Genomic DNA, 13,721 nt, shown 5'->3' with positions numbered 1-13,721 from the left:
GCATTCTCTGCTCGAAACCCCAATCACACGCCTCGAGGACGATTGCCACGCGTCAGGTCGCGCGCCACTGCCGCGACCTGCTGGCGAGCACGAGCAGTAGGAGAATCACTCCGGCAAAAATCGCAACATAGAGCACCTTGCCAGAGGCGGCAGACAGCGAGATCATCGGAAGAACAAAGTAGAGTGTGGATGCCATGATGAGCATCGACGGTGTGAGTTGCCCAGTGAGCTGAACCACGCCTAGTGTGAAGGCTGCTGCAGCGATGGTGAGCGTACCTGTGAGAATTGCATCCGGCGTGAGTTGCCATGGTGTGAGCCAGATGCCTAGCGCAGGCACGAGCGTACTTTGAAAGACCATCGCACCCGTGATATTGCCAACAGCGAGAGAATCACGCGACTTGCGAATCCAGACCACACTGTTGAGCGTTTCTGGGAGTTCTGTGGCGAGGGGGATGAGCAGCGCTGAAACGACAAATGCTGGTAACTGTAAATTTCCGGACAGACGCTCGACCGCTCCCGTGAGAATGTGCGCTCCGCCAATAATCATGCCAAGCGACATGGCTAGTTGAAGGAGTACCAAGATGGGACGTGGCCGCTCTGAGTTGCCCGACGAGAGGTAGAGGTGATGAGGTTTCTCGACGGTGCCAAGGTCAGACTTGTCCCGCACAGTAACGACGACAAAGAGAAGATAGATACCCACCAACGCAAGAGCCACGACATGATGGATTCGCCGATTCGCGAGACAGCCAGCCGCCATGGCCAAAGCATAGGCTATGAGAAAGAATTTCATGTCTCGCCCATAACCCGATTTGCCCAGCTGTAGCGTGGGACCGGAAGGGCGTTTCCGTGCTAGCAGCAGCGCCATGGCCATCACGAGAGAACCCATCGTGGCAAGCAGAAAGGGAGCCCCGAGAATTCCACCAACCCCGATATTCTCTGCATCTTTACTGGTACCAAAGAGGATGGCTGTGGCTGGCACGGCCGTCTCGGGTAACGCGGTCCCAATGGCGGCAAGCACGCTCCCAATGGCACCTTGACCTAGACCGAGCAATTCTCCGAGCCATTCGACAGCGTTCGTAAAGAGCTCCGCCCCAAACAAAATCAGCATCAACGCGAACAAAATTGCCACGCCCGTGCTCAATGTTTTCACCCCTGTCGAAGACCTGTCCTTCATGTCTACGACAAGGTAAGCGCCAGTATGCCATCGCTCGTGTCAAGACCTCACATCACGGCAAACGGAGCGGAGCCCTCCAGTCATCATGAAGCCAAGCTTCCAGGTGTGCTCCAGGCTCGACGAAGACAGCAATCCAGGCTCCCTGCTCACCGCCAAAAATCCGCACGCCACCTTCTGAGCCAAACACACCTGCCTCCTCTATCCAAGCGAGACCGAGCTCCCGGCGAACATGCAGCGAAGCTAAATAGTACTGACGAAGCGTGGAGAGAAACGCGTCTTCGTAAGACCGATCAGCGGCCAGTGCTTTATTGTCTCGGAAAATGACCCAGCCAAGAACGCCTTTCGTCTCCCGCAAATGATTCAAGCGGACTCGCCACGGCTCGGCATGGAATTCTGGATGCAGCGCCAGATACGCTGGCTTCAAAGCCACGCGGGAAGTACTCTGCTCCGCTCTTGAAGCAGACGATGCCGCAGAACGGTGCTCCGCCGCTTTGCCACTTGGGCGCAGTGGCGCAGACTCCGCCTCTTCCATCTGCGCCGAAGAAGGCACTGTCACTGTCTGTGCCTCGTGCTTCGAAGGTATTGTGTCTCCAGTCACTGTGCGCCGGCGGCGAGACGAGACAATAGCAACATTCATTCCTATCCACAGGGCACCGACGACCACTATCCCTCCAGCAACATAAAAGAATCCTAAATGCACTTGGCTCCCCCATTCACCACGTACGCGCACGCGGATGCAAAAAAGTTTTCTCTGCCATCCATTCTCAGACCCCTAACCGGCGAACACCAAACGCTGACTTCTCCCTGCGCATTCCAAGTCTGTTACTGGTAATTTCGTTCATTCATTCGCGTTGCGCCGGGGATGCGTCTGAGCCATTGCGGTCGAAGCCGCCACAGGCAAAACGGAGTCAAAATAAGTGCGATAATGACATAAAACAATGCAAAAGTCACCCAGGGAAGCGTTCCGCCGTGGACCGCGTTCTCCAATGCGGCCTCAACCCAGAGTGGATTCAGTGACAGTAGTGTATGTCCCCATGAAGCGGCAAACCCGTCTACTGGATTTTTCGCCAACGACTGCAATCCTAATCCAACGGTGCCCGTGACCAAAATCATGAACGATACCGTCGCATAAGAAAGTACCGTGCTCCAACCGGAGCGAAGCGCTATCGTCGACCACATAACAGAAATGGTCGCCACAATAAAAATGGTGAACAATTGAAACAATAGCACAGCAACAACCTCTTGAGGCACAGCGCCGCCAAATAAGAAAACCAGACTGTAGAGTGGAAGTGATGCCATCAAGAGTAGGCATTGCAGCGCACTTGACGCAAGCACTTTGCCAAATAAAATGGAAAATGGCGACAGAGGGGTGGTCAGGAGAACCGCCAACGTGCGCCGCTCACGTTCGCCACTCATCGAACCGGCAGAAAAGGCTGGCGTCAAAAAGGCGACGACAAGCATTTGCAACAGAGACAGCACAAAAAAGACTTGTTCACTGCGCGACGGCTGAATGAGATACAACTGGCCCTGCACATTTTCGTACAACAACAAGAAAGTCAGTACAGCCATACTGGCCACATATCCCGTGACCACCATCGGTGCTCGCACAGTGCGCATCCGTTGGCGAAATTCTTTGAGCAAAATTGGATTACGCATCATGAGACGACCCTCCCACTTCGGACGTCAAACGCAAAAACAGCGCCTCAATATCGGTCGCGCGCTCGGTTAGTTGCGTCAGCTTTACTCCTGCCGCCACCAAAGCAGCAAGCAATTCGCTTTGCCCTTCGTACGTCCCCATGTAGACGAATTCCACACCCCCGTCGCGGAACTCCATCGAAGTCACGTGTCCGTCTGCTGCGAGCACCGACTCAACCAGAGACGGGTCCGATCTCGATTCCAACCAGAGAGTCCGCTGCGAAGAAGAATGTTGAAGCATCACTTGGACGGCAGCGACAGCGGCCACTTTTCCACGCCGCAAAATGCCGATTTCATCGGCAATTTCCGCCAACTCGTGAAGAATGTGTGACGAGATAATGACCGTTTTTCCTGCCTCCCGCAAGCCCCGCAAGACCCCCCGCATGTCCATGCGGGAGCGCGGGTCTAGACCAGAAGACGGCTCGTCTAAAATCAAGACCGGAGGGTCATGCATCAAACAACGGGCAATTTCAAGCCGCTGTTGCATACCCCGTGACAGTGCATTGACATAGGTCGACCGCTTGTCGGACAGCCCGACTCGCTCCAAAAGGTCACTTCGACGCGTGGCGATAACGCGCTTGTCCACCCCGTAACAGTCGGCGTAGAATTCCAGGTACTCGTCGACACTCAAGTCATCATAGACGCCAAAACTGTCTGGCATAAATCCAATCGAGTGACGGACCGCCGATGGGTTTTTGACAACATCGTAGCCATTGATGACAGCATGGCCTGATGTGGGCGTGGACAGCGTTGAGAGCATCGACAAGGTGGTCGTCTTGCCCGCACCATTCTCTCCAACCATACCAAAGACAGTCCCCTCGCGAATCGACAAGTTGAGCCGATCCACTGCCGTCACGCGACCATATTTCTTCGTCAGATGTTGCGTGAAAATCATACGAACGGCCCCCCTGAATCGTTGACTACCGCCGTAAACTCCCGCACCAACACGAGGCTTTGCGAAGAAGCAATTTTTTGCGACCCAGAAACAGGTGGAAGGGTGGGAATACGGGCATCCGTCGTGGCCACCAACATCGCACCGTTGTCCCCCACCTCGTCATTCTGCCATCCCTCAGTGGACGCGAAAGCCGCGAGATTTCTGCCAATGCCGCGTGTGATGTCGTGATTGTACCCTCCGTAAGCAGCCAACCAACTGTGATACGACTGGGCTTGTCCGACGGAACGGTTGACTTCGACCGTTTGGCCTGGATTGAGGTTCCCCAGAGTGTACATGCGGTCTTGCCAAAACAGCGACACGTGACGCAGCGGATATGGCGTGCTGTTGGTCACCTCTCCTATCAACAGCCCAAACGAGGATGAAAGTTCACAGTGCAATCGCCCCTGACCAGACAGAGAACTGACCGCGTAAAGATACCGCACGCTCCAGCGCGGAGCGGTGCCAAACGACGCCACAGTTCCCGTAGCCCGATGTACAATAAAATTCGCTTTGTCGGCAGAAGCACCTTTTGAATCGAGCGTTAACGCGAACGTGCCTGGAGGCATGCGAAAGGTCAATCCTCCGCGGAAGGGCGACATAAACGCCTGAACCCCGTACGACTCCCCCGTCCCATTCCCAGCTAACTCCAGGACACCCACGGCATCACTCAGCAATCCCGGTGGACGCACCGCCAATCCGAACGAGTATATGAGGACCGTCACGACAACCGACAGCGTGGGCAAAAGCACCCATGCTAGAGTCGCACGACCCGATTTGCGCAGCAACGTGAAGACACCGGGGCCAATCAACAGCAAGTAGGCAAAAAACAGCAGCGCCCAAAATTTCAAGGACGGCACGCGCAGAGGTGACAACGCATCTCGCACCGCAGTGAGAGTCAATACGCCACTCGGATTCAGTGGCTGGACTAAGGCACTGCGCCCATGGCCAGAACTGTTGCGTAGGAGGGTTGTCCACATAGCCGGATTCCCCGACCACTCTAATAGACTCCCTTGATTTGGGGAAAAGGACGTTTGCCAGATAACCCCTCGATCGATGGGCATGCTGGCAATCAAAGGCGTGTTGCCTTCACTTGCGAACGTCTCAGCCCGTTTCGACAAGCCCTTTGCCGAAACAACAATGTCTCCAGGCGAATCCGTGACATTGGCGAAGGCGCTCAAGGCCGCCCCGGGCAGGCGTTTTTGCGGCCCAGGCAAGATGGGCATGTAGCCTCTCCACACTGAAGTAGGTTCAGTTTGGCCAGTTCCCGTCACGACCAAAATGCCGCCAAAGCGAATCCAAGTTAACAGTGCAGTCGATTGTTGAGCGGACAGTTGGCTCAAGTCTCTCGGCGTGGCCGTGACTGCTTGGAGACCGCCAAGTGCTCCCGTGGACTGGGGAAAATTCGTGACAGACACGGCCACGGGCTGTACTGGATTGGTACCATCGCTGCTACCCGTGAGGTAAGCGGCTTTTTGTAATGTATTAGAAATAACCGCGACCAAGGCTACGTGTCCCAAAGCGTTGCCGGACAATGTCGTGGTGGCGACGGCATTACCTCCGACGTAGATGGTTACGTCAGCCCCCGTCACCATCAGACCTGGGAGACTGATTTGCTTGGTCAACCCTGCATTGTGCGGCAACCGAATTGGCCACTGCAAACTTCCTGACGCGATATCAGCTTGGCCAATAGAGTGATCGACCTGAACAGCAATCACGCCTTGCACCGTGGGACCTCGATGCTGAATGTGCAAGGTGACTGGCACCCAATCTTCATTCGCATAGTATCCAGAGAAACCAACAGATGCCGTGAGGGTCACCACATCCGCGGGTGGCTTAGCTTCGGCGATGGTCATGCCAAATACGCTCAGCACAAGCAGTCCAGCCAACGCTGATAACCATAGTCTCAGCCGTTTTCGGACGAGTCTTCCATCATCCATTTTTCTCAAACCGAGCACAGGTTTCAAACGCTTTATCTCCTCAGTGATGATGTGCCAACCAGCGAGCAAAGTCGGTACTGTACTTTGCCGACTCTCGACGCATGGAAGCAGTTAACAAACTCCGAGCAGGCTTTGGATTCATCTCAATCATATAGATATCTCCGTTGTCTTCAAGTCCCATGTCAAATCCTAAAACTCCCGCGTCCGGACAACGGCGCGTAATAAAGTCTGCAATTCTGAGCGCCGCATTTTCCACATCCCCCGCCGGAACCGACTTCCCCTCGAGTGCAGCACGGGTGATCAACTGCTCCAATGAGCAGCGCTCCCCTCCGGCCACCAAATTGGTCACCACGCCATGCCTTGCAGCCAGTTTGGGAACGACTCCAACCGAGTGCCACTGGCCCTTGGCTCCACGTTGCACGACAACCCGAAAATCGACTTTTCGGCCACCTACTTCGAGCAGCGGGATGCCGCGCTGAACAAGATGAGGGGTGCGTAATTTCTGTTCAAAAAAACGCATCAACTGCTCCTTATTGACGGTTTTGCGCACCCTCTGCACAGAGTGAAGAGAACGGTCCCAGGCAATTCGATACGCTCCATGTCCCAGAGAGCAAATTTGCACGACGCCTCGTCCGCCGTACCCTCCGATGGGTTTGACATAAGCAACTCCCCAATCGTCAAGATGAGCCAACGCCCCATGCGTGCTTTGCAGGCGCTCTGTGCTCGGTAGAAACGCCCGAAGATCGCCTGTCTGCAACCACTGCGTCAGTCTCCATTTGTTGGGTAGGGCCGGGTTAAAGAGCGGGATCCCCAAACGATGCGCATTTCGTCTCAATGCCTGAGAATAGCCCTGAATGTTCAGGTGGACAAAGACATTCTCATAAACTACACTAGGCAAAGTAAGTTCTTCACGTTGCCACGGTCCAAAGGCGCGGTCGCTGGCGATTGGAACCCATGCGCTCATGCGCTGGCTTTTCCAGTTTACGTCAGACGGGTCGAAAATGGCCAACCTCCATCCCGCGCGCTCTGCATGCTGTGCCATTTCACAGTAATATCTGACGGGCCGTTCCGTGCCCCCGCGGTCTTTGACCGTGGTTGTGGTGGCCACGCCAATGGTCTGTTTTTGTTGATTCAAGTGCGTCACTCCTCATCTCTCTAAGCACTGCCACTGCAAGCACTCTATGCTATGCAGGTGCGTCCTCGAGGGGCGACCAATTCCAGAGGAGGAACACATGATGCTAAGACACGTCTGCAAAGGAAAACTGCATCGACTCACCGTCACGCAGGCTGATTTAAACTACATGGGGTCGATTACGCTTGACCCAATTTTGATGGAGGCCGCCGACATTCGCCCGCACGAAATGCTCCAGATTACCAATCTTCAAAACGGAACCCTATGGCACACCTACGCTCTACCCGGTGCGGTAGGCTCAGGTACGGTCTGCCTAAACGGACCGCCAGCTCGCCACTTCCAGCCCGGCGACACCATCATCGTCCTGTCCACCGCCTGGATTTCCGACGACGAGTGGAGTTCCTTGGAGGCTAAGGTTGTCTTCGTGGATGAAAAAAACAACATCCAATCGGTTGTAAAACACCATCCGTGGCCCCCTGAGTCAGAGGTTGACGGCTCGCACGCCCAACCATAAACCGCGTGGTCTCTCGGCGAAGACGGAGTTGCGCGCGAAAAACCGCATCACTATGGTCAAGGGACGAGGGCTCGACTGCCCTCGTCCCTTGACAACACTACGGCTCAGGATATTCCACAGTGACTTTGGTGCTGATGCCCCCACGGATCAGAAAATCGCCTATCACTCGTGCGTATCTCGGCTTGGCTGCGGCAACAAAGTCATTCAAAATGAGATTCGTGACATCTTCGTGATAATGCCCTTCATTGCGAAAAGTCCAGAGATACAATTTGAGCGATTTTAGTTCCACCAAGTGCGGCCCTGGTTGATACTGAATATAAATCGTTGCAAAATCCGGCTGTCCCGTCATCGGACACAACGTGGTAAATTCCGAACACACCATATCCACCGTGTAGATGCGGTCAGCATGGGGATTGGGTACCACGACTAATTCTCGACTCGGCTGTGTCAACAAGTCCATCCCTCCGGCATCATCATACACGCAGGGAAAAGAGGGCACAACTGAATGTCGCTTATCAAGGCTGGAAACATCGAGACGCACCACCAATGGCCAGAACAATGGCCAGAACAATCACGACGGAACCATTTTCGGGAGGATGCAAGTGGATTACCCTGCAGAGTTTTTGCGAAGAATGGAGCAGCAGCTCGACTCGGAATTCCCACAATTTCTAAAGAGTTTGGACGAACCAGCCACGCGCGCGGTGCGCGTACTCCGGTTTCAAACCCATCGTGCGCACGCCTCTTTGCTCGCGCCGCTGCCCACCGCGCCGGAAGGCGCATCCAATAACCAATGTCCGCCGCGACGAACGCCGCACAGTGGGCCACCGCACAGTCCCTTCTGGATAGGATGTCAGGAAGAGCAAGTTCCCGTGCCTGAAGATTTAGCGGAACAACTGGGCGATTCCGTGCCGTGGGACCCTCACGGCCACTACATCACACCAGACAGTCGACTCGGCAAATCGGTCTATCACCACATCGGCAGCATCTACTTACAAGAACCATCTGCCATGGCGGTGGCCGCTGTCGTCGCGCCGAAACCCGGAGAAACCATTCTTGACTTGTGCGCTGCACCAGGCGGAAAATCGGTCGCACTGGGCCAAGCAGCGGCCGGCGGAGCGACGTTGGTGTGCAACGAGATTCACCCTACTCGCGTGCTCACATTGGCGGAAAATCTGGAGCGGTGCGGCATACCAGCGACCATTACGCAAGCGAGTCCAGCCGAGTTAGCCACCGCTTGGTCAGGTCTCTTCGACGCAGTGTTGGTCGATGCACCGTGCAGTGGCGAAGGAATGTTCCGGAAATCGTTTGAGGCGAGGCAGGAATGGCATCCTGATGCCCCTTTGGCGTGTCAAGCACGTCAGTTCGAAATTCTCGAAAGCGCGGTCCAACTTCTCCGCCCGGGTTCTCGACTCGTCTACTCCACTTGCACGTTTAGCCCCGAAGAAAATGAACAGGTTGTCACATGGTTGGTGGAGCGATTCGAACTGGAAATTCTTCCATTGTCGTTGCCAGGATGGTCCGAGGGCCGTCCAGACTTTGCAAATGGCTTGCCACAACTCCGCTTCACGCAGCGTCTGTGGCCGCACCGAGCGCGTGGCGAAGGCCACTACGTCGCCTTACTGCGCGTGCCACCGCCGTCCGAGACCATCCCCGATTCACGCACATCACGAATTCGGCACGGTGAAACCGGTCTGGCACAAGCCTCACGAAAGCATCCAAGCAGAAAACCGCAACCCAAAAAGGCCCAGGCGGTCCACTCATCACCGCCAGTGCCCGCCACCGCATGGAAAGAATTCTGGAACGAGATGGTCGCGACTCCATTCACCGAAGACTTCAGCCGAGTCGTGTGGCAGGGCGACGTAGCATTTACCGCACCCCAGTTACCCGAGCCAGAGGCCCCTATTCGGATTCTCCGCAAGGGCCTGCCAATCGCCACCTATCGTCACCAACGTCTGCTGCCGCACCACGCTTTGGCCCGGGCGTTGGCTTGTGGCGCTGCAGCGAGACACATTCCTCTAAATCTCGCGGACGCTCGCGAATATCTTCACGGAAACGCTCTCGCGAACCACGCCCGGGCAGCGAATGGCATCGCCCTGTTGACATGGAACGACTGTCTGCCCCTCGGATTTGGCAAAGTGACTGCAGACCGCATCAACAATCTCTATCCGAAGGGTTTGCGCACAGACCATCTTGAGTGAGATCCGCGTCCCCACCTGGGCGCGTCATGAGCAGACTTCCAGTAAGGCAGCAATGCCTTGACCCCCGCCGATGCACAGAGAAGCAATGCCTCTGCGCAAGCCCCGGTGGCGCAATTCATAAGCTAACGTCAACAAAAGCCGCGCACCGCTTGCTCCCACCGGATGCCCTAAGGCGATGGCGCCTCCGTTGACATTCGTACGGTCGCGGGGAAGACCTAGTTCCTTTTCCACGGCCAAGTACTGCGCCGCAAAGGCTTCGTTCACTTCCCATAGGTCGATCTCGTCCAGACTCAGCCCGGTTTTCTGCAGCAGCATGCGAATGGCAGGTACCGGACCGATACCCATCCGCGACGGGTCGACCCCAGCGACCGAAAACCCAAGTAACTGCGCCAGCGGCTTCATCCCACCCGATGCCACGGCACGTCCGGAAGCGAGCACGACGGCCGCTGCTCCATCATTGATTCCCGATGCGTTACCCGCCGTGACGGTACCGTCGGCACGAAACGCTGGACGCAACTTCTTCAGGCCCTCCGGTGTGACATCCTTGCGAATGTGCTCATCCTCTTCAACCCATACCTCGTCACGCTTTTCGATGACGCGAACGCCGACAATTTCTTCGCGGCATCGGCCATTGGCCGATGCCGCAGCAGCGCGGACTTGGCTCAACAGAGCAAACTCATCTTGCTCCTCTCGAGAGATGGCATAATCCATGGCCAAGTTTTCAGCAGTAATACCCATGGGCAGATGACCGCGGCAATCCGTCAAAACTTCACTCAACATATCGATGGCGCGACCGTCTCCCATGCGCATCCCAAAACGCGCTCCGCGCAGCAAGTACGGCGTCATGCTCATCGATTCAGCCCCCCCACAGAGCGCAATGTCACTGTCGCCAAGCTGAATATCTTGTGCCGCCGACAGCACAGCCTGAAGGCCAGAACCGCAGAGTCGATTGACCGTCAGTGCTGGTACTTCCTGCAACACCCCACTATCGAGCGCAATGTGTCGGGCAATATAAGCGGACCCGTCATGGGTCTGAATGACATTACCAAAAACAACATTGTCGACCTTATCGGAACTCACGCCCGCTTTCGAAAGTGCTCCTCGCGCCGCGTAGGTTCCTAGTTCCGTCGCAGTTCGAGCAGACAATCGGCCTCCGAAGGACCCAAAGGGCGTGCGTGCACCTTCCACTAAGAAAACAGGTTCTCCCGTCAATCACTTCATCCTCCTCCACGGACGAGCCCATGCGGGGCTTTCGTAAACTCCCTGGGTTACCGTCCTATAGGTGTAACCGTTGGCCACACACCTCGTCGACATTATGACAGGTTTCTGGGGCGCGGTCGAGTCAGAAGTGAGTCACGACCTTCGCGGAACTTTAAAATAGTGTATGATATAGTTTGATCTCGGCATTGAATTTGTTTATGATGATGTCAACAAAGTAAATATAGCCTTTAGTTTCACGGAGGAGGTGTGGCCATGTCTTATCCCATGCCGCATCAGTGTCCCGCCTGCCAGCATGCAATGGTCGTGACGGAATTGACGTGTCCAGAGTGTTCCACCAAGGTGAGCGGACAATTTGTTGCGAGCGGCTTGCAGCAATTGCAAGCTCGGCAACTACAGTTCGTGGAAGTGTTTCTTCGCTGCCGTGGCAATATTCGCGAAGTGGAGAAAGAACTCGGTATTTCCTATCCAACGGTACGCGCCCGCTTAAATCAAGTTTTGCGCGACATGGGACTGTCTGACGAAGAAGGTTCCGACGTTGAGACCACAGAGCCGATGGAAATTCTCACATCTTTAGAAGCGGGGCAACTGACTGTAGAAGAAGCGCTCCATCGATTAAGAAAGGAGAACGAACGATGAATGGTCATGACGAACGCATGAAAGTATTGGAACTTCTCGAGTCTGGTAAAATTTCCGCGGAGGAGGCGCACCGTCTGCTCAGTGCATTGGAATCTCCGAGTGCGAGACGCATACCACCCATTCCGCCAGTCGGTCCGCATTGGAATCGTGCAGCCAACGAGTGGAAATCTGTAAAGAATCAATTGAGCTCTATGGTAGCTCAGACGGTCGCAGATGTTCGTCGCAGCATGGAAACCCAAGTGGGAGTATGGAAAGGTGTCGAGCCGACCACCCCGACAGCACACGAAATCGAATTACCACAGACGGTTCGAAACATCGCGCTATTTGTCAGCAATGGAAACGTCCATTTGCAGCCGTGGGATAAATCCTACGCTCGTGTCTACATCCGAGCTCAGATGAGAACGGCCGCGGGAGACAACCCGAAAGAATACTTGCTCGAGTGCATCGATACAACGGAAGCAGACAGTACGTACAGTCTGCGTATTTCAGATACGAGTGGAAAACACTGGATGAGCGAGTGCCACGTGGACGTCTACCTCCCGCAAACCATGGACCGCGTCGAGGTCAAAAGCCAGAATGGACCTGTCAGCGTCTACGGCGTCATCGCAAACGTGCTCGATATTGACACACAAAACGGACACATCACAGTACAACAGAGTAGCGTCCACAAGCTCAGAGCCACTACGTTGAATGGACGGATCGACCTGCGAAAGAGCATCGAGAACCAGACGGAGAGTGTCTATTTAACCACGAAAAATGGGCGCATCGAAGTGACGGGTTTAAAGACGGTCGCTGCATTGCGCGGGACAGCAAAAACGGACTGTGGCACCATTCACATCAGTGAGACAGCGCTCAGCGCCGAGTTTCCGGACGGTAAGATGAAGAATGTCGCGCAGTTTATGTCTCTGGGTACAGCCGTCGACACGGAGCGAACCGAGGTATACTGCGAGACAAAGAACGGAAACATTCACCTCGAAGACTGACTGTGCGCGGTGCGGCTTTCCAGACTCTGGTCTGCCGCACCACCCCTTGTTTCAAATCATACCACGACCTTGAATACTCTGAGGTGAACGTTCATCAGGGCGAGGCCCCCTCAAGTTTTGGCGGATTTGCTAGCTGCAAGTCCTCTTCCAGCACATTCAGAAAACGTCGGATGTCTTCACTGTTGTTGTAAAAGGACGGTGAAACGCGCAGCGTCGCGGTATCGACGCAGGCCTTGACGTCAATATTGCGGCGTGTAAACAATTTTTTTAATGCCGTCACGTCTCGCTGGCCTCGTACCCGAAAGTGAATGAGTCCGGCGCGGGCTTCCCGCGGCGTGGTCACTTCCACTCCGCTATATTCCAGCAGACCGTCGTATACCTCCGCCGTCAATCCACGAATCCGCGCCGACATAAAGTCAAATCCGGCTTGAACATGTAGCAACTTGAGGCTTTCGAGTAGTCCTCGCCACTTGACGAGGTCCGTTCGGGCATGCTCATGACGTGCCGCCCCCGGCGCTGTCAAGTACGTCCCGGACAGCGTGTAGGCCGGGTCATGGGACACCAGCGATGCGCCACTGATAAACGTCTGTAAGAGGAGCGAGTGTAGTTCCGGTCGGATGTAAAGTGCTCCCGTTCCATCCGGACCACACAGCCACTTATAGCCGGGAAACGCATAGAAGTCACAGTCCACCGCCTCTAAATCAACCAGGTCAACGCCCGCACCTTGCGCACCATCCACCATGACCAACACTCCGCGGTCATGCGCCAACTTCGTCAATGCCTCGATGGGTAATCGCTGGCCAGTCCCATGGGCAACATGAGACACAACCAGCAGTCGCGTTCGGGCCGACATCACGCGTTCTACCGACGCCAACCACTCTTCGGTGGTTCTGCCCCCTCGCGCTAATCGAACACTGACACTGCGGCGCTCGCGCTGCACAAAGACAGGAAGCAATGCCGCTTCATGTTCGACGTCTGTGACAATCACCTCATCACCTGGCTGAAACGGAATGCCCCAAAGGACAATGTTTAGTCCATGACCTGTGCTCTCTGTCAGCGCAATGGAATCGGGTGGCACATGCAGCAGAGAACCAAGCAATTCGCGAATGCTCTCTTGCACTTCGCGAATCGAGTCAAGATAAGAATGGTGCAGACGACCGTTCGTAAGCAACGCCTCTAGCGTCGACGTCATGACACTGGCAGTGGTCGTCGGCAACGCACCATAAGAGCCAGTATTGAGATAGACTTGGTCCTGCACTGCCGGAAAAAGACGGCGCAGAGTGTCTGCATGTGCCAT

13 protein-coding genes are annotated in these 13,721 nt (G+C 55.2%); 4 read left to right on the top strand and 9 right to left on the bottom strand.

Annotation, left to right across the window (positions count from 1 at the left end; genetic code table 11):
* Window positions 1–52 precede the first annotated feature (52 nt).
* The 6 genes from M4I36_RS12635 to M4I36_RS12610 form a co-directional block, all read right to left on the bottom strand.
* Entirely contained in the window at window positions 53–1,141 is a 1,089-nt protein-coding gene (locus M4I36_RS12635) for a sodium:calcium antiporter (RefSeq protein WP_258112106.1), read from the bottom strand.
* 85 nt (window positions 1,142–1,226) lie between these two features.
* A complete protein-coding gene (locus M4I36_RS12630) occupies window positions 1,227–1,874 on the bottom strand; it encodes a hypothetical protein (RefSeq protein ID WP_258112105.1) in 648 nt (215 codons plus the stop codon).
* A 122-nt stretch (window positions 1,875–1,996) separates the two neighbouring features.
* Entirely contained in the window at window positions 1,997–2,833 is an 837-nt protein-coding gene (locus tag M4I36_RS12625; RefSeq protein ID WP_258112104.1) for an ABC transporter permease, read from the bottom strand.
* The gene (locus tag M4I36_RS12620; protein WP_258112103.1) at window positions 2,823–3,764 is read right to left on the bottom strand and encodes an ABC transporter ATP-binding protein; all 942 of its coding nucleotides are present in this window, start codon (window positions 3,762–3,764) and stop codon (window positions 2,823–2,825) included. The genes M4I36_RS12625 and M4I36_RS12620 overlap by 11 nt, the downstream gene beginning before the upstream one ends.
* Window positions 3,761–5,767 (bottom strand): hypothetical protein, encoded by a 2,007-nt coding sequence (locus M4I36_RS12615; RefSeq protein WP_258112102.1) that lies wholly within the window; start codon window positions 5,765–5,767, stop codon window positions 3,761–3,763. The genes M4I36_RS12620 and M4I36_RS12615 overlap by 4 nt, the downstream gene beginning before the upstream one ends.
* Before the next feature lie 13 nt (window positions 5,768–5,780).
* Window positions 5,781–6,875 carry a YheC/YheD family endospore coat-associated protein gene (locus M4I36_RS12610; RefSeq protein ID WP_258112101.1) on the bottom strand — a complete coding sequence of 365 codons (1,095 nt, stop codon included), beginning with the start codon at window positions 6,873–6,875 and terminating at the stop codon, window positions 5,781–5,783.
* Between the two features lie 97 nt (window positions 6,876–6,972).
* Here M4I36_RS12610 and panD point away from each other — a divergent pair, with 97 nt between their 5' ends.
* Window positions 6,973–7,386: an aspartate 1-decarboxylase gene (panD, locus tag M4I36_RS12605; protein ID WP_374986205.1), complete on the top strand. Its 414-nt coding sequence runs from the start codon at window positions 6,973–6,975 to the stop codon at window positions 7,384–7,386.
* A 97-nt stretch (window positions 7,387–7,483) separates the two neighbouring features.
* On the opposite strand, the gene queF is transcribed toward panD, so the two are convergent.
* The gene (gene queF, locus M4I36_RS12600; RefSeq protein ID WP_258112100.1) at window positions 7,484–7,846 is read right to left on the bottom strand and encodes a preQ(1) synthase; all 363 of its coding nucleotides are present in this window, start codon (window positions 7,844–7,846) and stop codon (window positions 7,484–7,486) included.
* Between the two features lie 136 nt (window positions 7,847–7,982).
* Between queF and M4I36_RS12595 the strand changes: the two genes are divergently transcribed.
* Window positions 7,983–9,584, top strand: coding sequence for a methyltransferase RsmF C-terminal domain-like protein (locus M4I36_RS12595; RefSeq protein WP_258112099.1), 1,602 nt, complete (start codon window positions 7,983–7,985; stop codon window positions 9,582–9,584).
* A 24-nt stretch (window positions 9,585–9,608) separates the two neighbouring features.
* Here M4I36_RS12595 and M4I36_RS12590 read toward each other — a convergent pair whose 3' ends face one another.
* A complete protein-coding gene (locus M4I36_RS12590; protein ID WP_258112098.1) occupies window positions 9,609–10,796 on the bottom strand; it encodes a thiolase family protein in 1,188 nt (395 codons plus the stop codon).
* A gap of 261 nt (window positions 10,797–11,057) precedes the next feature.
* Between M4I36_RS12590 and M4I36_RS12585 the strand changes: the two genes are divergently transcribed.
* Together M4I36_RS12585 and M4I36_RS12580 are read left to right on the top strand one after the other, a co-directional pair.
* Entirely contained in the window at window positions 11,058–11,441 is a 384-nt protein-coding gene (locus M4I36_RS12585; protein WP_258112097.1) for a DUF2089 domain-containing protein, read from the top strand.
* Complete coding sequence (locus M4I36_RS12580; RefSeq protein WP_258112096.1) at window positions 11,438–12,424, top strand: SHOCT-like domain-containing protein; 987 nt, start codon at window positions 11,438–11,440, stop codon at window positions 12,422–12,424. The genes M4I36_RS12585 and M4I36_RS12580 overlap by 4 nt, the downstream gene beginning before the upstream one ends.
* 94 nt (window positions 12,425–12,518) lie before the next feature.
* On the opposite strand, the gene M4I36_RS12575 is transcribed toward M4I36_RS12580, so the two are convergent.
* Window positions 12,519–13,721 (bottom strand): aminotransferase class V-fold PLP-dependent enzyme, encoded by a 1,203-nt coding sequence (locus tag M4I36_RS12575; protein ID WP_258112095.1) that lies wholly within the window; start codon window positions 13,719–13,721, stop codon window positions 12,519–12,521.

Origin of the sequence: Alicyclobacillus sp. SP_1 (genome assembly GCF_024706985.1) — a bacterium.
GTDB lineage: Bacteria > Bacillota > Bacilli > Alicyclobacillales > Alicyclobacillaceae > Alicyclobacillus_I.
The sequence above is the reverse complement of the archived record's forward strand: the minus strand, read 5'-3'. Positions and strand labels throughout refer to the sequence as shown.